Annotated in this window: 27 protein-coding genes; 9 read left to right on the forward strand and 18 right to left on the reverse strand. The window is 44.9% G+C overall.

What is annotated here, in order from left to right; all coding sequences use genetic code 11:
• Positions 1–64: 64 nt before the first annotated feature.
• Together GWK48_RS03275 and serS are read left to right on the forward strand one after the other, a co-directional pair.
• Positions 65–466, forward strand: a complete 402-nt coding sequence (locus GWK48_RS03275; protein WP_425487484.1) for a metal-sulfur cluster assembly factor — start codon at positions 65–67, stop codon at positions 464–466.
• Between the two features lie 59 nt (positions 467–525).
• Positions 526–1,893: a serine--tRNA ligase gene (gene serS, locus GWK48_RS03280; RefSeq protein WP_174629560.1), complete on the forward strand. Its 1,368-nt coding sequence runs from the start codon at positions 526–528 to the stop codon at positions 1,891–1,893.
• Here the strand turns inward: serS and GWK48_RS03285 are convergent.
• From GWK48_RS03285 to GWK48_RS03300, 4 genes are all read right to left on the reverse strand, one after another.
• Complete coding sequence (locus GWK48_RS03285; protein WP_425487490.1) at positions 1,890–3,359, reverse strand: B12-binding domain-containing radical SAM protein; 1,470 nt, start codon at positions 3,357–3,359, stop codon at positions 1,890–1,892. The genes serS and GWK48_RS03285 overlap by 4 nt on opposite strands.
• A 56-nt stretch (positions 3,360–3,415) precedes the next feature.
• Positions 3,416–3,643 carry a hypothetical protein gene (locus GWK48_RS03290; protein ID WP_174629565.1) on the reverse strand — a complete coding sequence of 76 codons (228 nt, stop codon included), beginning with the start codon at positions 3,641–3,643 and terminating at the stop codon, positions 3,416–3,418.
• Positions 3,644–3,741: 98 nt separating this feature from the next.
• Entirely contained in the window at positions 3,742–4,032 is a 291-nt protein-coding gene (locus GWK48_RS03295; protein ID WP_174629567.1) for a DNA-directed RNA polymerase subunit M, read from the reverse strand.
• Between the two features lie 134 nt (positions 4,033–4,166).
• Positions 4,167–4,487 (reverse strand): transcriptional regulator, encoded by a 321-nt coding sequence (locus tag GWK48_RS03300; protein WP_174629569.1) that lies wholly within the window; start codon positions 4,485–4,487, stop codon positions 4,167–4,169.
• Between the two features lie 356 nt (positions 4,488–4,843).
• Between GWK48_RS03300 and lrs14 the strand changes: the two genes are divergently transcribed.
• The gene (lrs14, locus tag GWK48_RS03305) at positions 4,844–5,239 is read left to right on the forward strand and encodes an Lrs14 family HTH-type transcriptional regulator (RefSeq protein ID WP_174629580.1); all 396 of its coding nucleotides are present in this window, start codon (positions 4,844–4,846) and stop codon (positions 5,237–5,239) included.
• On the opposite strand, the gene GWK48_RS03310 is transcribed toward lrs14, so the two are convergent.
• A complete protein-coding gene (locus tag GWK48_RS03310; RefSeq protein ID WP_174629582.1) occupies positions 5,236–5,559 on the reverse strand; it encodes a hypothetical protein in 324 nt (107 codons plus the stop codon). The two genes, lrs14 and GWK48_RS03310, sit on opposite strands and share 4 nt — an antisense overlap.
• Before the next feature lie 60 nt (positions 5,560–5,619).
• Here GWK48_RS03310 and GWK48_RS03315 point away from each other — a divergent pair, with 60 nt between their 5' ends.
• Positions 5,620–5,913, forward strand: a complete 294-nt coding sequence (locus tag GWK48_RS03315; protein WP_174632483.1) for a hypothetical protein — start codon at positions 5,620–5,622, stop codon at positions 5,911–5,913.
• A gap of 44 nt (positions 5,914–5,957) precedes the next feature.
• Here GWK48_RS03315 and GWK48_RS03320 read toward each other — a convergent pair whose 3' ends face one another.
• From GWK48_RS03320 to pyrB, 9 genes are read right to left on the reverse strand one after another with little or no spacing between them, the layout of a single operon-like run.
• Entirely contained in the window at positions 5,958–6,428 is a 471-nt protein-coding gene (locus GWK48_RS03320) for an Lrp/AsnC family transcriptional regulator (protein WP_174629584.1), read from the reverse strand.
• Positions 6,429–6,486: 58 nt separating this feature from the next.
• Positions 6,487–7,092 carry a MarC family protein gene (locus GWK48_RS03325; RefSeq protein WP_174632485.1) on the reverse strand — a complete coding sequence of 202 codons (606 nt, stop codon included), beginning with the start codon at positions 7,090–7,092 and terminating at the stop codon, positions 6,487–6,489.
• The gene (locus tag GWK48_RS03330) at positions 7,076–7,411 is read right to left on the reverse strand and encodes a hypothetical protein (RefSeq protein WP_174629586.1); all 336 of its coding nucleotides are present in this window, start codon (positions 7,409–7,411) and stop codon (positions 7,076–7,078) included. Before GWK48_RS03330 ends, GWK48_RS03325 begins: the two co-directional genes overlap by 17 nt.
• A complete protein-coding gene (locus tag GWK48_RS03335) occupies positions 7,395–7,688 on the reverse strand; it encodes a hypothetical protein (RefSeq protein WP_174629588.1) in 294 nt (97 codons plus the stop codon). The genes GWK48_RS03330 and GWK48_RS03335 overlap by 17 nt, the downstream gene beginning before the upstream one ends.
• Positions 7,685–8,563 carry a dihydroorotate dehydrogenase PyrD gene (pyrD, locus tag GWK48_RS03340; protein WP_174629590.1) on the reverse strand — a complete coding sequence of 293 codons (879 nt, stop codon included), beginning with the start codon at positions 8,561–8,563 and terminating at the stop codon, positions 7,685–7,687. The genes GWK48_RS03335 and pyrD overlap by 4 nt, the downstream gene beginning before the upstream one ends.
• On the reverse strand, positions 8,535–9,686 hold the full coding sequence (gene pyrC, locus GWK48_RS03345; RefSeq protein WP_174629593.1) for a dihydroorotase: 1,152 nt from the start codon (positions 9,684–9,686) through the stop codon (positions 8,535–8,537). Before pyrC ends, pyrD begins: the two co-directional genes overlap by 29 nt.
• Positions 9,676–10,260, reverse strand: coding sequence for a 2-polyprenylphenol hydroxylase (locus tag GWK48_RS03350; protein ID WP_174629595.1), 585 nt, complete (start codon positions 10,258–10,260; stop codon positions 9,676–9,678). The genes pyrC and GWK48_RS03350 overlap by 11 nt, the downstream gene beginning before the upstream one ends.
• On the reverse strand, positions 10,257–10,733 hold the full coding sequence (gene pyrI / locus GWK48_RS03355; RefSeq protein ID WP_246263887.1) for an aspartate carbamoyltransferase regulatory subunit: 477 nt from the start codon (positions 10,731–10,733) through the stop codon (positions 10,257–10,259). Before pyrI ends, GWK48_RS03350 begins: the two co-directional genes overlap by 4 nt.
• Positions 10,726–11,622 carry an aspartate carbamoyltransferase gene (gene pyrB / locus GWK48_RS03360; RefSeq protein ID WP_174629600.1) on the reverse strand — a complete coding sequence of 299 codons (897 nt, stop codon included), beginning with the start codon at positions 11,620–11,622 and terminating at the stop codon, positions 10,726–10,728. Before pyrB ends, pyrI begins: the two co-directional genes overlap by 8 nt.
• Before the next feature lie 65 nt (positions 11,623–11,687).
• On the opposite strand from pyrB, the gene pyrE reads away from it, so the two are divergent.
• From pyrE to GWK48_RS03385, 5 genes are all read left to right on the forward strand, one after another.
• Positions 11,688–12,263 (forward strand): orotate phosphoribosyltransferase, encoded by a 576-nt coding sequence (pyrE, locus tag GWK48_RS03365; protein WP_174629602.1) that lies wholly within the window; start codon positions 11,688–11,690, stop codon positions 12,261–12,263.
• Entirely contained in the window at positions 12,260–12,910 is a 651-nt protein-coding gene (locus GWK48_RS03370; protein ID WP_174629604.1) for an orotidine 5'-phosphate decarboxylase / HUMPS family protein, read from the forward strand. Before pyrE ends, GWK48_RS03370 begins: the two co-directional genes overlap by 4 nt.
• Positions 12,876–13,523 (forward strand): DUF4329 domain-containing protein, encoded by a 648-nt coding sequence (locus tag GWK48_RS11420; RefSeq protein ID WP_246263888.1) that lies wholly within the window; start codon positions 12,876–12,878, stop codon positions 13,521–13,523. Before GWK48_RS03370 ends, GWK48_RS11420 begins: the two co-directional genes overlap by 35 nt.
• Positions 13,524–13,793: 270 nt before the next feature.
• Positions 13,794–14,771, forward strand: a complete 978-nt coding sequence (locus tag GWK48_RS03380) for a replication factor C small subunit (protein ID WP_174629607.1) — start codon at positions 13,794–13,796, stop codon at positions 14,769–14,771.
• Positions 14,768–16,093, forward strand: a complete 1,326-nt coding sequence (locus tag GWK48_RS03385; protein WP_174629609.1) for a replication factor C large subunit — start codon at positions 14,768–14,770, stop codon at positions 16,091–16,093. The genes GWK48_RS03380 and GWK48_RS03385 overlap by 4 nt, the downstream gene beginning before the upstream one ends.
• Here the strand turns inward: GWK48_RS03385 and moaC are convergent.
• Genes moaC through GWK48_RS03405 form a run of 4 tightly spaced genes read right to left on the reverse strand, consistent with a single transcriptional unit; the run spans position 16,083 to position 18,534 of the window.
• Entirely contained in the window at positions 16,083–16,508 is a 426-nt protein-coding gene (gene moaC / locus GWK48_RS03390; protein ID WP_174632489.1) for a cyclic pyranopterin monophosphate synthase MoaC, read from the reverse strand. The two genes, GWK48_RS03385 and moaC, sit on opposite strands and share 11 nt — an antisense overlap.
• Before the next feature lie 11 nt (positions 16,509–16,519).
• Positions 16,520–16,774, reverse strand: coding sequence for a helix-turn-helix domain-containing protein (locus tag GWK48_RS03395; RefSeq protein ID WP_174629612.1), 255 nt, complete (start codon positions 16,772–16,774; stop codon positions 16,520–16,522).
• Complete coding sequence (locus GWK48_RS03400) at positions 16,749–17,993, reverse strand: ORC1-type DNA replication protein (protein WP_174629614.1); 1,245 nt, start codon at positions 17,991–17,993, stop codon at positions 16,749–16,751. Before GWK48_RS03400 ends, GWK48_RS03395 begins: the two co-directional genes overlap by 26 nt.
• A gap of 31 nt (positions 17,994–18,024) precedes the next feature.
• The gene (locus tag GWK48_RS03405; RefSeq protein WP_174629616.1) at positions 18,025–18,534 is read right to left on the reverse strand and encodes a THUMP domain-containing protein; all 510 of its coding nucleotides are present in this window, start codon (positions 18,532–18,534) and stop codon (positions 18,025–18,027) included.
• Between the last annotated feature and the right edge of the window lie 34 nt (positions 18,535–18,568).

Genomic DNA, 18,568 nt, shown 5'->3' on the forward strand with positions numbered 1-18,568 from the left:
AATCATTCTAGGGCTTATTAGAAAAAAAGAATAAAACCTTTGTAGCTAATATGTTTCGATTGAAATGACCGAGAAAACCATTGATAAGGAGGAATGGAAAAGGAAGCTCATGGAGGGCTTAAAGGAGGTTTACGATCCAGAAATTCCGGTTGACATAGTGAACTTAGGCTTGATATATGATTTGAAAATATCTGATGAGGGGGATGTTTATCTCAAGTTGGGACTAACGGCCCCAGGTTGTCCTGTAGTTGATGACCTGGTTTATACTGTTCAGGAGGTTGTAAAGGAGACAGTCCCAGCTAGGAATGTTGACGTGGACGTTGATATGGAGACTCAATGGTCCCCTCTAAAGATGACAGCTGAGGGGAGGGATAAGTTTAAGAAGATTTACGGGTACGACATCGTTGAAATGTGGATACAGACTTATGGCATGCCCACTGAGGATCAAAAGGCACAGTCGTCTTAGACAAGGCAAACTGGGTTTAAGATAGTAGAAGATAAAACCCCGCACTATTTTTATGAGTTATGTCTTGGAGTTTACTCGAGCTAATCCGAAACAATCCCGAGATCCTAATGGAGAGCCTTAAGAAAAGGAACATCGATCCCAAGATTGCAGAGAAAGCGTCTGAGTTGGATAGGAAATGGCGACAAACACTCCAGGAAGTTGAGAGGTTGAGGCATGAGCATAATGTAGCTAGTTCCCAGATACCTAAACTGCCTCCTGAAGAAAGGAAAAAGAAAATCGAGGAGGTCAGGAGCCTTCTGTCCGTAATCGATGCCAAGGAGAAGGAGCTCGAGAGTATAGAGGAGGAGAGGGACAACCTCTTGAAGTCACTCCCGAACATTGTTCATGAGAGCGTCCCAATCGGTCCAGACGATAGCTACAACGTGCCAGTTAAGGTTTGGGGAAAGTTTCAGGTTTATGAGAAGGACGTTGAAGTTTTCCTAACACAGGTGAGAGGTCTTTCTCCCTCCTATGAGACCGTAAAACGGAAGCCAGCGGGTCATGCAGAGGAACTGGAATATGTATTAAGGTTAGCGAACACAATTAAGGCAGGGGAGATAGCAGGATCAAGGTTCTACTATCTCTTTGAGGATATAGTGTGGCTCGAGCAGGCTCTAATACTGTACGCATTGGACGTTGTAACCTCTAAGGGTTTCTCCCCGGTAGTCCCACCCTACATGTTAAGGGGTGAGGTAATTCAGTCGGTAATTGACATAGACACGTTTAAGGATGCCATATACAAGATCCAAGACGAAGACCTTTACTTGATAGCTACCGCTGAGCACCCTATTGCTGCACTCTTCTTCAAGGAGGAGATTGAGTCGGAAAAGCTCCCTCTGAAATACGTAGGGCTTAGTCCTGCATTTAGAAAAGAAGCTGGGGCAGCAAATAAGGATCTTAAGGGGATATTTAGGGTTCATCAGTTCAACAAGGTGGAACAGTTCATCTTTTCCTTGCCGGAGGAGAGCTGGAAGTACCACGAAGAACTTCTTAGGAACGCAGAGGAGATATTCCAAGGCCTCGAGTTGCCCTACAGGATCGTTAACATAGCGTCAGGAGACTTAGGGGCATGTGCAGCAAAGAAGTATGATTTGGAGGTATGGATGCCAGCTCAAGCTAAATTCAGGGAGATGGTGAGCTGTAGTAACTGTACAGATTGGCAGGCTTTCAGAATGAAGATAAGGTTTGTCGACAGGAAAAATAACAGGAAGGGATACGTCCACACGCTAAATAGCACCGCAATAGCGACAACAAGGGCTATAACTGCCATCCTTGAGAACAATCAACAGGAGGACGGTTCAGTGATAATTCCAAAGGTACTGAGACCCTATCTAGAGAGGTTTCAAAAAGCTCCCAAGGACGTCATTTCACCTAGGAAAAAAACTTAAGCCTTCATTTGAGACTCTAGCCAAGCCTCGACTTCTTTCATTCTCTTCTTCGCCATTCTCAAGAATATCTTCAGTATCGCCCTAACGGGGTAGTACACGGGTCCCTTCATGTAGAACTGGTTTAGTATGTTCTCCGCCCAGTACACATCGTGCCAGAACACCCTCTTGTACAGTTCTATATGAGATGGACTGAGCTGTATCCTAGTGAACCAGTCCTTGTTCTTGAAGTAACCCATAGGTACGAAGAACATAGGTACCAAAATACTCCTGAAGGGCTTTAGGTTGTCCACTAGTTCAATTGTCCTATTCACATCGTCCTCTTTCTCCTCAGGAAGACCAACTATCATCGTGCCTGCAGGTACGATGTTATGCTCATGCATTATCTTAAACGCCTCTTCAACAGTCTCAGGGTAGCTCTCCGGCTTGTACGGAGCTGACTTCGCAGGCATTATCTCCTTGGCTAACCTAGGGGATCCGGTCTCTATTCCCACCTCAACCCCGAGGTAGTTCTGGGAACCGTTTTCGTAAATGATCTCAGATAGTTTTGAGATTAAGCCGTACTTCTCCTCAGAGAACCTTATTGCTGCTAAGCTAGCGTGACTCCAGGCAATAGTCTTATAGTACTTCTTGACCATCTTGTGGAGTTTTATGAGTGGCTCAGGTCTAGGCATTATTCCTACCGCCCCGTAGAACAATACATCATCGCTGTGGATTACTCCATGCCTGACTCCTGCCCTTACGTTGACTTGCAGCTCTCTCTCAATTTTCTCCAATGGATAATACCTTGTGGGCCTCAAAGTGACCGAGCAGAACCTGCAGGATCTCGCGCATCCTCTCATTATCTCGATAAGCCCGTTAACGCTGGCTCCCTTAATGTCAGGTATGTCCTCTATTCCTGGGACGTCCTCTCCACTGACGTACATATATCTTGGCAGATCTTGGTTGTCAAGGATCATCTGAGCCAACTTCCCTATGACCCTCTCTGCCTCTCCGTCCACAAGGGTGTCAATCCCGACTTTTTCAATCATATCTTCCCTCCACAACCACTGCCATACTGAAGGTCCTCCAGCGATCATCTTTACTCCCCTCTTCTTTGCCTGTTGGACTTCCTCCTTGTTCACCAGCTCCTGGAAGCTCTTGTAGTTAGTCGGCTCCTTCTTTGTTATCCCCCACCAGGTTGACGATGGTGGTCCGAACGCGAAGTAGTCGTGGTGAGAGAACATCAGAGCTTTGGCATTCTTTAGGTGGGGGGCCAGGTGGTCTGGGTCTATGATCGCAGCTTTGAACCCCTCCTCTATGAGCTTGGCCTCCACCTTTCTCATTCCATAGGGTGCTTCCCAGGGTCTGCCAAGTTCATCGGTCTTCATTTTGGGACACGCTAACCACTTCCAGGCGGACTCCGGGACACCGACAGCAGGTCCAGTACCTAGGAAACCTAGAAACTCTTTACCGTGATGGTTTGTCATCAAACATCTGTCAGTGGTTATTATGAAATCGAATGTCTCCAACGTTAGCACCCCTTTCAGAGGGAGCTAAGGAGCTTTTTCAAGTCGGCATCCATGTTCTTTCTATCTATGGTCTTATATGTGCTGACGTCAATACTCCAGTTGTCCCCCTCAGCTGTCTGGGCCGATTTTAGGACTCCCACGGTGTAAATTCTCTCTCCCTTCTCGCTCTTCAGCTCCTCTATAACAAGCTCGTTTCTCCCACGCCTCAAGAGATACTTGTTTGTAGTTTCTGAGATTCTCATAAGCTAATGAATAATGAGATTGATAATATAATGTTTACGGTGTTAAAGCAAAGTTAATCGGTTAATATTCAGTCACTAAATAATCTGGAGAAGTCCAACTACTCCTCTTCGTGTTCTTCAGATCCCTCAAGCTCGTCTCTAAGTAGATCCAAACCTATTTCCTTATAGTACTCTTCCCTCTCCTGCTCCCACTCGTCATCCTCTCTTCTTCTTCCCTCATTCTCGCTCACGATGGATGTAGTCAACACCTTATTGGACTTGGATTTGTTCTCCTTAATCTGGTACGCCTTCTTAGACTTCTTATCTAAGGGTTCCTCATATCCGCACTTTTTGCACTTCAGTACCTCCTTACCGTCTTTCTTTACAGGCACCATAACTCCTCCATCCATGGGACAGAACTTCAGATCAGTTCACCATAATATAGGTAAGCCCTTCAAATGCTATTTAAGGATTTTGGATAACATGAGTTTTGGAGAATTTCAAGAACTCTGCCTGTGGAAAGTTGAAAGATAGGACACTAAGCTTAGATGGAGCATGGAGGCAATCCAAATATCCTCCTAGTCTTGGAACACAGTATACAAAAGCTAATCTCCTCTATTTTCTCCCCAGAGGCTATCCTGTAAGCTAGAGCCTCTAACATATCTCCCACCTCAGGGTCATTAAATATCATCTTCAATTTTTCTTCGTTTTTAACTCTCTTTTCGTAAGAGGTGGCTGACAGACCAACTATTTTAGTTGACTTTTTGACAGGAATTCCTCTCTCTACCAATTTCCTGATCAAGGCGACCCTTAAGTTTGGTATTACAACGTTAAATGCCTGCTCGCATGGTGTCTCCCACTTCATGTTATGAACTGTGTTTAGAAACAAAATATCTATTTCCTGAGAATATTGGGCTAAGGCTATGTTAACACTGTTAAATTTTTGGTGCGTCCTCTCGTACCAAATATTAAGTTAACTGAGGGATGGGGAGACCCAATCGGAGGGTAGGTCATGTCCCTTTAAATAAATTTATTCTATCCTTGTATATCTATCCCTGAATTAAATCATTAATATCATTAACTCACTTAACCACTTTTATCTAATATTCCGTACATATATATACATTTTTATGTGAAAGTATGTACTTTCATATTGTTCTAAACATTAATATATATACATTTTTTAAGTTAGTAAAGTAAAGAGGTATCTAGTGAGTTAGAATGAATAAGACGGTCAATAAGATAAGATTTCCAGACGGGAGAGAAGTGGACGTACAGGACGTAATTGCTTTCCTATATGGGCTCTCTAGAAGTGATGTTGAGGTCCTGCACTTACTGATGTGCAAAGGTGAGAAAATGTCTACGGACGATCTGGCCAATTCGTTAAAAGTAACTAAAGCTTCCATAAGTAAGTCCATAAATAACCTGTTGTATAAGGGGCTTATCAATAGAGAGAAAGTAACTGATGATGAAAAAAGGAAAGGGAGGCCTGCGTACTTGTATTGGGTAGTTAAGGAAGAACTTTACGAAAGAGTCACTCAGGATATGGAAAAACTGGCTCAATTGATGAAGTCTGAGTTCAAGACCCATGTAGCACTGGCTGTTGCTGTGAGTTAAGTCTGTCCCTTTTCCTCCACGTTCTGAGCGTTTTGTGTCTGCTTTTGTTCATCCTTCTTTTCAGCTTTTTCCTCCTTTTTAGGTTCCTGTTTCTTAGGTTTTACTATTCTATTTTTTCTTATCTCAAACTCGTAAGTACTCGACTGAGAGGAGCACTGGATCCTTATTTTATCGTTCTCCTCGGTCCACTTACATTCCCCTTCCGTTAGCGACCTTACGTATTCCTTAGCGAACTTAAGATGTCTATATTTTCGTTTAAAAGTAGTAGTTTTACCATTTTTCTCCAATTTGCCCTCAACTTCGTACTTAACAACCTTCATGCGGTTAGATTATAGTCACAAAGATTAAAAGTCACCTATCTTATAGTTATTAGATTGGAAATGGTTGGAATAACTGAAACTTCAGTTTTGTCGCTTGTGATAGCATTCGTGCTGGGGTTGCTGATAGGTTTGCTTATAAAGAAAGTCGTACAAATAGGTATAATTCTACTAGCTATCATTGTAATCCTTGTAGCTGTTGGTGCGCTCTCCCCTACAACCGTTGAGCACGCTTTAATGCAGCTGGGTCAAAGTGCAACTCAAGCCGAAGGCAAGGTAAGCGGGTATCTCAATCTTCTACCGTATAACTCTATAGTTTTCATAATTGGCTTAGTTATAGGCTTGGTTAAAGGTTAAGGAAAAGAAAACGCCTCAGAGAAAATTTACACTTTTTAGGGAATTCAAACCTTTACTCTGGGATCTTCCTTTACTGAGTTTAGGACTATGCTGGTATAGGTTCTCTCTACCTTAGAGTTCTTTAATAGCTGTTTGAGAAAGACATCCAGGTCCTCCACACTTTTGAATTTGGCTATGAGAACCACATCATACTCTCCCACAACGTCGTACACGGCAACAATGTTGTCGGTGTTCGCGATCTCTTTCTCGAACTCCACCAAGTACTTGCCATTCACCTTAACCATTATAATAGCTGAAAGTGAATAGCCCAACTTAGTGTAATCGACCAAAGCTGTGAATCCTCTAATTACTCCTTCCTGAATTAGTCTGGTTAGTCTGTTGTGAAGGGTAGCAGGGGAGACGTTCATTTCTTCAGAAAGTCTCCTTAAGCTAACCCTAGAGTCCCTCAACAGCTCTATAAGCAACCTTCTGTCAACAGTATCTAGGTCCACCTTCCTCTTGTTACTGTTGGACATCTATATCATATTAACATTTACGAAGGGAATAAAAACTTTTCAGTATCCACAGGATTTGTCATACAATCTTTACTTGAGATATACCAGTAATAATTAGTTGGACACCAAAGGCAGCTATTATGATCGCCGTGAACCTTCCTGCTGCGACTGTACCAGTTCTCCCCAGGACCTTTATTAAGAGTGGACCGGTCAGTAGAACCAAATATGTCAGGAGGGCTGCAATCATGCTTCCCACGGCTAGCTCTAGAACGCTGTTCTGAACAGACAACGATACCAACGCAGTCATAGTTCCAGGGCCCACTATCAGTGGGGTCGCTATGGGAGTAACTACCGCCTCCTCCAGCCTCTTTGAGAGGAACTTCAACTGTTGAAAACCACCTAGGGTATCTATACCCAGGTAGACTAGGAGTATGCCTCCGCCTATTTCGAGGGAGTACGGTTGTATACCCAGGAACAGGAGTATGAACCTCCCTATAACGGAGAATATCAGCACTAGGATGACAACAGCCACTTCAACCTTGTTGACTAGATAGGTCCATTTCATGTTCTCTCCTCCCTGGGTAGCTTCCTCAAAAATGGAGAGGATGTATGGGATAATAGAGAATGGATCCATTACAGCAAAAACCTTAATCGCTATAACAAGGATATTATCTAAACTCATTATCCAACACGGACAGAATTTCAGCTAGTATCTTCTTTTTATCGTCATTGTTCTCCGTGGTTACTAAAGAAATTACCTTGGAGAGAACCTTGTATAGGGTTGCAACCTCCTTCCTGTAAAGATCTCTCTCTTCTTCCAGCTCCTTAACCTTGGCCTCTAAACTTTGATAGTTAACGTAGAGCTCCCCTAAGACGGACTCGAGGTCGTTTTCTCCATGGTGCTCATGGTTGTGCTCATGATGTTCGTGCGAACTCTCGACCTCTCTCTGGATCTCCGCAAGATCCTCATCAGTTTTGGGAAGTTTGTCAATTCTGAGTTTCATCCTCTCCTCCCTCAGTATCTAAACTTCCTTGTACCTCTCCTTCCTTTATTATATATTTTCCTACTCCTAACCTAAGATAATGTTTCATGACGGTCGATATTTTGCCTGCAGCCCTTATTGGGATGCAGTCAGTCTCAACTTCCTCCTCAGTGTCCAACTTAGCAACGACCTTAGCCATGGTTTTCGTGGGGTTGCAGAACTCAACGTTGACGCTCTTTACCCTTCCCAGAAACACCAGGTTTTCCATGTCCCTGCCCTTCATGTTAATTCTCGTCATTTTCTCACTGCCATTCCTATAACATCTGAAAGATTTATTCCCTTCTCTTCCATAAAGGCTGTTAGACCTACTCTAAGTTCATTCAGGACTTCAAACCCTCTCTCCAATATGGCTGATCCAACCCCTACTGCGGTCGCCCCAGCCAAAAAGAGTTCCATGGCATCCTCCCAAGAGAAAACCCCTCCAGTCCCAATAATCTGCGCAGAGTACTCCGAGTAAACCTCCCCTATAACTCTCACAGCCAAGGGATGGATGCACCTTCCTGATACCCCTCCAGTCCCGTAGGAGAGTACAGGTTTCCCTGCATCTACGTCCAGTTTCATTCCCTTTACTGTGTTGATTAGAGTCAAACCGTCCGCGCCTCCCTCCAGTGCTTTCCCCGCAAGGTCTACAACGTTGTCCCAAGGTCCTAACTTAACGAATATCGGCTTACGAACCTTACCTTTCACTTCCTTAACTATCTCCCTAACGAACTTGGCAGTATCCGCCCCGTATCCTCTCCTGTTGGGACTGCTGAGGTTTATTTCAATTAAGGATGCCTTACCCTCACCGATTATCGCTGTTTCAACGATCTCCTCTAGGGAGGATCCCCCGACACTCACGAAAAGGTTGCACGGAACCTCCATGGACCCCATTACCTTAATCCCAGGGTTTCCCAGTCCTATGGCGTTTAAGAAACAACCGTCCGATATCTTCACTAACGTTGGAGGCTTGTGCGGTTCAAGGGGGTTTAACGTGAAGGTCTTGGTGGTAATGGCTGAGGGGGAGAATTCTTGGCATACCCTTGCCATGTACTCAGGCACATCAGGAACGATACCAGATGCTATTACGAAAGGGTCTCTTAGCTCAATTCCGGATAGCCTTATCGAATACATTGGATCCCCTCACAGGATACACATCCCCATCTAGGTACGCTACCTTCCCCTCAACTATGGTAGAGAATATCGCGGCATCTAGGGGAAAACCGTCTAAGGGAGTATGGATCACCTTACTAAACTTTGTGGAGTACCTCCACCTTTCTTTCCTAATGATAACCAAGTTAGCCAGTTTCCCTATGGCAAATTCGCCGGAATCTATTCCCAAGATCTTACTGGGATTTTCTGTAGTGAGTTCCACAGCCCTGCTCAAGGTTAAAACGCCCCTAAAAGCTAAAGTGTAAATGAATGGTATATTGAATGAAACTCCAGCAATCCCTGGTGGACACAATTCGTAGGGCAGCTCCTTCTCCCTGGAGGAGTGGGGTGCGTGATCGCTGGCCACCGCATCGACCTCAAAGAGCGCTGAAATTAGTCTCCTCCTCTCAGTGGTATCTCTAATCGGCGGGTTAACCTTAGTTAGACAGTCCCTCTCCTCCACAAGGAGGTGATGCATGGTTAAGTCTGTAGTAAAATGATGACCCTTGGCAATCCTAACAGTTTCTAGGTTAGTGGAGTGAGTTACGTGGAAGTTTCCTTTAACGAGATAGATGGAAGCCAGCTCTTGCCACAACCTCCTATTTCCCCTTCCAGGTCTTAAGGACATGGGTATCTCAGGGTGCAGTACCTTCAACTTGTTTGAGCCTAGCACATTGCTAATTTCCTCCCTCTCTAGGTCTTCAGGGAAGACCTTGTAACCAGCTATGGGCATGTCATCCACCTTATCTGAAGTTACACCAGAATATATCCCGTAGTCTGTTCTAGAATAATTGGAAAGCTCCACGAGTCTCATGTCAATCGTAGAGCGGGAGTTAATAACAGGTAAGGTGTTGGGCATATCGACCACTACGCCTACCCCTCCATATACTGCCTCTGAGGTGGCTGTAGCTACCGTCTCCTTATACGAGAGCTCGAGCCCCCTCAGATGTACGTGCATGTCTACGCCAGCAGGCATTATGATTGAGCCTTCAGGAAGCTTTAGGTCAGGTTTGCACTCTCTTTTCATTTGTCTTATTCTCCTATCGAATCCGATGCATCCCTCTACGAGCTCTCCGGACGAGTAAAGTTTACCCTTAAGCCACAATCTTCCTCAACTCCAGGAACGGACCGTCTACGCAAGCCAGGTTTCCATTAACTTGACACACGCCGCACACACCCGCCATGCAGTTCATGTTGACCCACCTTACATAAACCATGGTACTCCTCGGAAGTTTATCGAGCATCTCCCTGGGAACCGAGGCTACGACTACATCCCACTTTACCCCTTCCCTATGGGGGAAATCGGCCCCGCAACTCCCCCAACACTCTAGCGAAGCTTCGAAGCCCTTCCTTTTTGCCTCCCTCAATGGGAAGAGAACGTCATGGAAAAGGTCTTCTGTGGCCACACCTAGGGTATTTCCCATGGGTATAGGTTTTCCGAAAGGTCCTTCAAGGACAACGTACCTGGAGGAAAGTATCCTCTTAAATAATTTTGGTGAGTCTACATACACTTCTATTGTGGAGTCATTATAGTCTGTAACCCCTAAGGGTATCTCCTTCTCCCCAGGGAGGATGAGTGCTATAAACTGTCCGGGTAAAGGTCTTCTTCCTTGGAACGTGAAGACTATTCTATGGGACTTACCAACCTCACTGTACTCTACAACCTTCGACCTAATCATTGCAAGATCTGCCTCAGAACTTCCTCCTCTGTCAGCTTAGTTTCACAGTACTCACATACTAATGTTATTGGCTTCCTCCCTCTAGTTCTGAACTTGGTTACAGCTTCTGGATCATTGTTGGTTATGCAGGAAGGGTTAGTACATTTCAAAATACCCCTAACTACCTCAGGTATTTTCTGCGTCCTCTTCTCCACCACCTCATAGTCACTTACAATGTTTATTGTAGCCTCGGGAGCAATCAGAGTTATCAGCTCTGCTTCCCTTTCCTCGATCTTCCTCTCTTCGATCTTAACTATATCTTTTCTTCCTATCTTGGAGCTCTCTACGTTCATGACTAGAGCTATTCTGTGCCCTTCAACCCCCTTTATTCCCAATATCTTCAGTATAGCCAATGCCCTCCCCGCAGGGATATGGTCGATCACTGTCCCGTTCCTGATCTTGCTCACTATTAATCCGTCTTTCAATTCAATCACCTTCAACAACCTCGTGAAGAAGCACAGATCTAAGTGGAGTTGCGTAAGATGCTTGAAGGAAGTATTTGGCTTGGGGCATCGAGTCTATCCTTCTGTCTATCTCAGACACCCTAGGAAGAGGGTGAAGGATTATGGCATCCTTCCGCATTCCTTCAACAGTCTTCACGTCGACCTTGTAACTCTCCTTGACCTTTTCATACTCGTCCTCGTCCAGGAACCTCTCCCTCTGAATCCTAGTGACGTAAAGGACGTCGATCTCTCCTATAACTTCCCTTATGTCCGAAACCTCCCTGTAGGGGTAGTTTAAGCCTTCTAGGATTTCTGATCTAACCCTTAATGGCTGCGGTGAAATCAAATAAACCATCTTAGGGTTGAAGAGCGTCAGAGCCTTTAACATGCTGTTTACAGTCCTTGCGTACCTTAAATCTCCAAAGAAGCCGAAGGTTAGTCCTTCTATACTCCCAAAAGTCTTGTAAACTGTGTAAATATCTATCATGGTCTGGGTAGGGTGTTCCCTCTTTCCATCCCCTGCGTTAATGACAGGTTTACTTGCGATTTCTGCTGCAAACTTAGCAGCACCATCGAACTTATGTCTCATGACTATGCAGTCTGAGTAGTTCTCCAGCATCCTGATGGTATCAGCCAAGTTTTCCCCTTTTGATACCGACAAGGACTCCTCGGAGGAGAAGCCCAGCACTTTAGCCCCGAGGGCTAGAGCGGCACTTGAGAAGCTGAGGGCAGTCCTAGTGCTGGGTTCAAAGAACGCCATGGCTATTATCTTATTGTCCAATCTAGGCCTGAATTTTCCCTCTAAAAACTCATCGGTGTGCTCAAAAATATCGAGAATGTAGTTTTTAGAGAAATCCAGGATTGAAATTACATCCCTCACTAAAAGCCCTTAAAACAATTGACGCTAACTGTATATAAACTCTTTTCTCCTTATTACTTGGGAACATGAATATAGGTGAAGTCCTTCTTAGGAGGAAGCTCCTGTTAATAGGAAGTTTCATACTAACCTCTGGTAAGACAAGCCCTTATTACATTGATCTAAGGAGGTTTCCAAGTTTTCCTGAGTTTTCAGATGTGGTGAGCGATGCCATAGAGAAGGTTAAGGGAGTCGACTTCGACTTTGTGGTTGGAATAGCTACAGGAGGGGTACCTTTAGCCTCTTACTTAGCGTGTAGGTTAGGTAAACCCATGGGTTACGTAAGGGTGGAGAAGAAGGGACACGGTACTGATAAACTGGTTGAGGCAGAGGTGGCAGACAGAAAAGTGCTTTTGGTAGATGACGTGGCGACCACAGGAGGTTCACTGGAGAGAGCCATAATGGAAGTGAAGCGGAGTGGCGCCAAGTCTGTCCACGCACTGGTCATAGTTGATAGGGAGGAAGGATCGGCGGAGAGGCTTGAGAAGATAGGGGTCAAGTTGATGCCAGTGTATAGGATATCAGATATTCTAAGGTCAATTTCAGATAAACTAAGTGAGGGGGAGAAAGCCTTAATCCTTGACTACCTTGGTGGAACCAAGTGAGGAGGATAATACTCTCCATCGATGAACCAATATCGAAGGAAAAACTAGTTGAGATGGAGGATGGGCTAGCAGCAGTTAAGGTCGGTTGGCCACTGATCTTGAGTATAGGAGTGGATGGGGTCAATAAACTCTTGACGGGGTTAGGTCTTAAGAAGATCTTTGACTTAAAGTTGGCCGACATAGATAATACAATGAACTTAATAGTAGAGAAATTGAAGCCAATGGCAGACGCTTTTATTGCACATTCCTTCATTGGAGTAAGGGGATCGTTGGGCTCCCTCAATCTCCAGGGGAGAGAGCTATATCTAGTTCTCTCTATGTCTCATCCTGGTTGGAATGAGAGCTTCTACCCATATCTTAGGGAGGTAGCCATGGAGGTGAACCCGGAGGGGTTAGTAGCTCCCGCAACTAGGCCTTCAGTTATCCGGAAGGTAAGGGAGGACTTCCCCACTAAGGTGGTCATATCTCCCGGAGTAGGTGCACAGGGAGCAGAGCCCGGCGATGCTATCTGCAGTGGAGCTGACTATGAAATAATGGGAAGGGCAATTTATCTATCCGAAAGACCAGTTGAAAAGTTGCGTGAAATAACTAAGAAAATGGAGGATAGGCTGTATGAGTGCAAAAGAGCAAAGGATAGACCAAGATGAGACATCGAGGAGACTGGCTCATCTTTACCAGCTTCTAATGAAAGCTGAGGAAACTTACGAGGAGACTGAGAGTATACCCACAACGGACTTTAAAGAGATATATACTGAGGACGGAGCGAATGGAACCAAGGTAGGAAGGGGCGAACATCCATATCAGGTGATCTACGCTGAAATTGCTAGGGAGCACCTGAAGTTCCTAGGTAAAGTCTTCATGCCTTACGCCATGAGGACGATTAACGACGGTGTGGAGTTCATCTCCTTCACTTTGGACACAGGAGAGTACGTGATATTCCAGGGCGAGGAAAACAGGGTTTCCCTGCCCATGCCCTCTGGCGTCACATCCGCCCACACCCATCCTGGGGTGTGTTTGTTCTCAGGACAGGATCTAGAGACGGCCGACTTCCTGTTTATTAAGGGGTACGTAAGTGTAGGAGTAATGAACCCGGAGTGCGCCCTTTTAATTTATAGAGATGGGCCCTACACACTGGAGGATAGGGATGCCTTATTGAATCTCACCAAGAGAGTGAAGAGCTCCAAAAAGTTAAATGACCTTGTGAACGCCTATCTCTCGTTTAAGACGGAGAACCTCAAGTTAATGCAACATAAGTTCTAGGGAAAGGTTTGACCACACCTAGAACAGGTCTCTACAATTAGGTCTTGTTATATATAGTATTAGTAATATTACATAAGATCGTATAAACTTAACGGACTCACGGAAACTGTTAACTACTGCATCTTGATCAAATGAACGTGCCACAGAACTCTCGACAAATGGAAGCAGAGTAGAGCTTTGTATACTGTTCTACTTCATCAAATGAATGTTTCAAAGCGATGAGGGGACAAACTGTTTTTATCCTCAGATATCTTTCATAAGGTGATTGTGATGGATGAAGTTTTGTGGGCTGAAAAGTATAGGCCAAGGACTTTAGACGACATTGTAGATCAGAAGGACATTGTAGAAAGATTGAAGCGCTTTGTCAAGGAGAGAAACATGCCCCATCTCCTTTTCGCAGGTCCCCCTGGAACGGGTAAAACGACCTCAGCATTGGCCCTAGTTCACGACTTATACGGGGAAAACTACGAGCAGTATTTCCTTGAACTTAACGCGAGCGACGAGAGGGGCATTGACGTTATCAGGAACAAAGTGAAGGAGTTTGCGAGGACGACTACACCGGCTGATGTACCTTTCAAGACAGTTCTTTTGGATGAAGCTGACAACATGACAGCAGACGCTCAGCAAGCGCTAAGGAGAACTATGGAACTTTACACTGAAACGACCAGGTTCATACTGGCTTGTAACTACCTGAGCAAGATCATTGATCCCATCCAGTCTAGGACAGCTCTCTTTAGGTTTTACCCTCTAAAGAAGGAAGACGTTGTTTCTAGGTTGGAGTATATATCCAAGACAGAAAAGACTGAGTATGACGTAAAGGGTTTGGAGACCATATATGACGTAACCATGGGGGACATGAGGAAGTCAATAAACCTATTGCAGGCGGCCTCAGCTTATGGAAAAGTAACGCAGGAGGTAGTGTTCAAGGTCCTAGGTCTCGCCCAACCAAAGGAAGTTAGAGATATGATAAGGTTAGCCCTTCAAGGTAAATTCTCAGATGCAAGGTCGAAGCTACTCTCGCTAATAATTACTTACGGTTTGTCAGGTGAAGATATCGTGAAGCAAGTACATAGGGATATCTTCTCTAACGAGTACCAGATCCCTGAGGAGTTAAGGGTCTTAATGACCGATTACATCGGGGAAGTAGAATTCAGGATAATTGAGGGGGCTGACGACGAGATCCAGCTATCTGCCATGTTGGCAAAGCTTTCGCTTTTAGGACAGAAGTACTTGGGCGAAAAGAGATGATTCCTTGGGTAGCCAAATATAGACCCAAGACCTTGGACGAGGTTGAAAACCAGGAAGATGTAAAGGATCAGTTAAGATCCTGGATTGAGGACTGGCTAAAGGGGTCATCAGAAGCCAAGGGAGTACTGCTGTATGGACCCCCTGGCACAGGAAAGACAACCCTTGCCTTAGCTTTGGCAAATTCTTACAACCTTGAGTTAGTAGAGACCAACGCCAGCGACACTAGAAACCTGACGTCCCTCAGGAACATAGTGGAGCGGGCATCAATTACAGGTTCCCTGTTTGGGTCAAGGGGAAAGTTAATATTTTTAGATGAGGTTGATGGCGTTCAGCCCAAGCAGGATTACGGAGCGATTCCGGCCATACTGGAGATACTTAAAAGCAGTAAGTATCCCATAATTATGGCAGCTAACGACCCCTGGAGCCCAAATTTGAGGGATTTGAGGAGCGCCGTGAGGATGATCGAGGTTAAGAAGTTAGGGAAGGTTCCAATGAGGAGGTTGCTCAAGAAGATTTGTAACTCGGAGAAAATAAAGTGTGAAGACGCAGCTATAGATGAAATTGTTGAAGCTTCTGACGGTGATGCCAGATACGCCATAAACTTCTTGGAGGCAGTGGCAGAGGGATATAACATGGTAAGTAAGAGCCTTGTTGAGGAATTAGTTAAAAGGAAGGAGAGGGAGCTGGATCCCTTTGAGACCGTTAGGAGCGTCTTTTGGGCGAGATATGGGTGGCAGGCAAAGTTGGCTGTATCCAATTCTCAAGTGGATTACGAACTTTTAATGAGATGGATATCTGAGAACATTCCAATACAATACGAAGAGTTGAACGACGTGTGGAGAGCCTACGATGCTCTGTCCAGAGCCTCCATTTTCCTGACCAGAGCGAAGCTCTCCAGCTGGGATATGCTGAGCTATACCTTTGACCTAATGGGACCAGGTGTTGCTTTGGCGGAAGTTGGCAAAAAAAGTCAGACGTGGAAGGCAAAGTGGAAAAAGTACCAATTCCCAACCATGGTACAGCAAATGTACAAGTCCAAGAGCTCTAGACAAGTTAGGGACAGTCTAATTCAGAAACTAGGGTTTCATCTCCACTCTTCAACAAAGAAGATCTTTAATGACGTTTATCCATTCTTTACTTTAATGGCTTCAGCGGATCAGAGCGATTTCGCCAAATCCCTAGAGCTATCACAAGAGGAGGTTAACTATTTGTCATCAAATAAGGGTGAAACTCACGAACGTCCAAGTGGACGCGAAGATGGCGAAAACAAGAGCTCGACAACTAGAAACACGCGTACTAGGTCAAGGAGATCTAGATCTTAATCTTGCTCACTACTCTAATGTTTTCTATGGAGGTCTCTGGGTATTGACCTTGGTCATTCTTCTCATATTTCTTCACCATATCCCATACGGTTAAGAGAGCTACAGAGGCAGCTGTAAGAGCCTCCATCTCCACCCCAGTCTTATAGTGGGCCATTACTCTGCTAGTCACCCTAATACCGTTTGTCTCCAAAGACACGTCCACGTCCACCTTTTCCAAGGGTATTGGGTGGCAGAGAGGGAGTAGGTCTGGGGTTCTTTTGGCCGCAAGAATTCCAGCGGTTTTGGCTACCGTAATGACGTCCCCCTTCTCTACTTTTCCGTCCCTTATCAGCTCCACTGTACTGGGCCTTAATCTTATGAAACCCTCAGCGACAGCCTCCCTCAGGGATACCCCCTTACCTGATATATCGACCATTTTAGCTTCTGTCAAATGTCCTCCAGTTCCTCTATGAGATTTCTTAATATTATAACTTTCCTATTGGTCAGATTGATTTTAACTATTTTAACTCTCTTGGATTCTAAAATCTCTACCAAACCGTCTCTCTCCAGCTCCTCGACCTCCTCCTTTACGGTATTAAACCTAATTCCCGACTTCCTAGCCAAGTTGGAAATGGAGAGATCCCCGTACTTCAACAGGATGTATAAAATCCTAAGCTTATACAGGCTCTTCTCTGTTATCAAGCCTCATCCGCATCTTTTTAGTTATTAAGGTCTCAAATTCAGGGGTAACAGGTACGGTCAAAGAAATTAGGGTAGTCCTACCTCTCATTCCTCTACCACTTTGTCTAGTCTCCAGTATCCCCATAAGCCTCATCCTCTTTACGTACTCGTAAATTTGCGTATGTCTGCGGGGCTCCTCTCCCAGTTCGGTGCATATATCCGAGTATTCCTTTTCTAATCTTCCAATTGGGATGGAGTCGGTCTTTAACCTGTTGTGGAGGTTGATTAGCGCCTTCAGAATGATGAGGGGATGAAGTTCGAGATAGGAAATCTCATCAACAATTTCACTTGCTTCTTTGTTGATCTTGGAGAACGCCTCTTTCACGTGTTCTGGGAGGACTAAAGCTGAATTCTTGACCTCTGCTAATTTACCTGCCATCTCAAGAGTCTCTATGGCTAGTCTAGCGTTTCCGCTACCACCCTTATCGCTTCCGTAAAGCTCTGCAATGAAATTTAAAGTTTCCTCTGGAACGACGTTGGGTTGAAAGGCATCCTCAACCCTATCTGCCAGTATGTCCCTCAGCTCCAAAGAGGTGTAAGGGTTGAAATAGATTAAATTTCGCATTATGTGATCCCTTATGCCCCTATCCAATGTGGAGATGTTCTGCTCGTCCCTCATAACGAAAATGTAACTTATCCTTCTAGTTGCTGAAGACAGCTCATCGTATAGTCTTACGAGGAAGTAGACGTCCTCTTGAGACGAGGCGTTGACGAAGTAATCGAACTCGTCCAACGTTATTATGGCGTAAATGTTCCTCTTTTCCAGATAATCGTGGATAATTCTGAAAGCCTCCTGAGTGGACAGACCTCTAACTGGTATTGGAAGCTTAAGGCTTGAGGCGATCTCCATCGTCAGAAGATATAGAGTTCTCTGCTTGTGGCAGTTTAGATGGATGTACTCCATTTTAACCCCCCTGTCCTTAAGTCTACTCTTGAAAGTATTTCCGAAAGTTTTGGTGGTAACTGTTTTCCCTGTACCTGTGGGTCCAGACACTACTACCCTTATGGAAGTGAGACCTAGGTTGGAGAGTAAGTCCCTAAAGGCAAGCGTGAGTTCCTTTATCTTCTCCTCCCTGTGAGGCAGTCTAGAGGGCACGTGTTCTGGCGCAAGAACCTCCAGTCTCTTGAAGATGTTGCTCCCTGAAAGTCCGCTCTCTATAATGTCTTCAATATTTGGCATAACTTTCACCTCATCCTTAAAGTGGTCAGTACTACCTTATATTTTGGCCCGGAGACTTAACTGAAACTTTCTCTTGACCCTTGGAGAGCAACGAGAAAGTAGTAACGTCCTTTAACACATTAAGCGTCAGCTTAATGCTGTAATTTTTAGAATCTATCTTGGTGTCTTTTAGAAGTCCACCTATAGCCATCTGAAGAACTCTGCAATCCAGGGAGCCCCCTCTGACAAAACATTCCACATATGACGTCCCTCGTAGCCTATCTAGGAGTAGTTTACTGGTTTCCAGCACGTCTTGGTAAGTAGACGGAGAGAATAGAACAATAGGATAGACCTTTCTGGCGCAAGCAGGCGGTGCAGAGATTACTAATCCGTAGCAGAGTTGGCTTGGTAGCTTGGAGTTAACCAGAAGGACGTTTGCTACTACCTCATCTACGCTTGCCTCACTATCGTGGGGTAATATCCTGTTCAGGACCTCAATTCTACATTTTCTACCCTTGTTTGGTGCTGTCGTTATGAGTAGGCAAAGGTTTTTGCTTGACATGGAAATTTCATCCTTTCCTTACAAGATTTAAGAT

The sequence above is a fragment of the Metallosphaera tengchongensis genome, from assembly GCF_013343295.1.
GTDB classification, from domain to species: Archaea; Thermoproteota; Thermoprotei_A; order Sulfolobales; family Sulfolobaceae; genus Metallosphaera; species Metallosphaera tengchongensis.

Excerpts from the sequence above, each read along its gene's own strand:
- pyrD (WP_174629590.1), bottom strand. The coding sequence starts at position 8,563 with ATGTATTCGATAAGGCTATCCGGAATTGAGCTAAGAGACCCTTTCGTA.
- GWK48_RS03275 (WP_425487484.1), top strand. The coding sequence starts at position 65 with ATGACCGAGAAAACCATTGATAAGGAGGAATGGAAAAGGAAGCTCATG.
- GWK48_RS03380 (WP_174629607.1), top strand. The coding sequence starts at position 13,794 with ATGGATGAAGTTTTGTGGGCTGAAAAGTATAGGCCAAGGACTTTAGAC.
- GWK48_RS03405 (WP_174629616.1), bottom strand. The coding sequence starts at position 18,534 with ATGTCAAGCAAAAACCTTTGCCTACTCATAACGACAGCACCAAACAAG.
- GWK48_RS03295 (WP_174629567.1), bottom strand. The coding sequence starts at position 4,032 with ATGGATGGAGGAGTTATGGTGCCTGTAAAGAAAGACGGTAAGGAGGTA.
- serS (WP_174629560.1), top strand. The coding sequence starts at position 526 with ATGTCTTGGAGTTTACTCGAGCTAATCCGAAACAATCCCGAGATCCTA.
- moaC (WP_174632489.1), bottom strand. The coding sequence starts at position 16,508 with ATGGTCGATATATCAGGTAAGGGGGTATCCCTGAGGGAGGCTGTCGCT.
- GWK48_RS03315 (WP_174632483.1), top strand. The coding sequence starts at position 5,620 with ATGGTTGGAATAACTGAAACTTCAGTTTTGTCGCTTGTGATAGCATTC.
- GWK48_RS03400 (WP_174629614.1), bottom strand. The coding sequence starts at position 17,993 with ATGCCAAATATTGAAGACATTATAGAGAGCGGACTTTCAGGGAGCAAC.
- GWK48_RS03385 (WP_174629609.1), top strand. The coding sequence starts at position 14,768 with ATGATTCCTTGGGTAGCCAAATATAGACCCAAGACCTTGGACGAGGTT.
- GWK48_RS03350 (WP_174629595.1), bottom strand. The coding sequence starts at position 10,260 with ATGATTAGGTCGAAGGTTGTAGAGTACAGTGAGGTTGGTAAGTCCCAT.
- GWK48_RS03335 (WP_174629588.1), bottom strand. The coding sequence starts at position 7,688 with ATGACGAGAATTAACATGAAGGGCAGGGACATGGAAAACCTGGTGTTT.
- pyrE (WP_174629602.1), top strand. The coding sequence starts at position 11,688 with ATGAATATAGGTGAAGTCCTTCTTAGGAGGAAGCTCCTGTTAATAGGA.
- lrs14 (WP_174629580.1), top strand. The coding sequence starts at position 4,844 with ATGAATAAGACGGTCAATAAGATAAGATTTCCAGACGGGAGAGAAGTG.
- GWK48_RS03290 (WP_174629565.1), bottom strand. The coding sequence starts at position 3,643 with ATGAGAATCTCAGAAACTACAAACAAGTATCTCTTGAGGCGTGGGAGA.
- GWK48_RS03330 (WP_174629586.1), bottom strand. The coding sequence starts at position 7,411 with ATGAAACTCAGAATTGACAAACTTCCCAAAACTGATGAGGATCTTGCG.
- GWK48_RS03285 (WP_425487490.1), bottom strand. The coding sequence starts at position 3,359 with ATGACAAACCATCACGGTAAAGAGTTTCTAGGTTTCCTAGGTACTGGA.
- GWK48_RS03300 (WP_174629569.1), bottom strand. The coding sequence starts at position 4,487 with ATGAAGTGGGAGACACCATGCGAGCAGGCATTTAACGTTGTAATACCA.
- GWK48_RS11420 (WP_246263888.1), top strand. The coding sequence starts at position 12,876 with ATGAGTGCAAAAGAGCAAAGGATAGACCAAGATGAGACATCGAGGAGA.
- GWK48_RS03310 (WP_174629582.1), bottom strand. The coding sequence starts at position 5,559 with ATGAAGGTTGTTAAGTACGAAGTTGAGGGCAAATTGGAGAAAAATGGT.
- GWK48_RS03320 (WP_174629584.1), bottom strand. The coding sequence starts at position 6,428 with ATGTCCAACAGTAACAAGAGGAAGGTGGACCTAGATACTGTTGACAGA.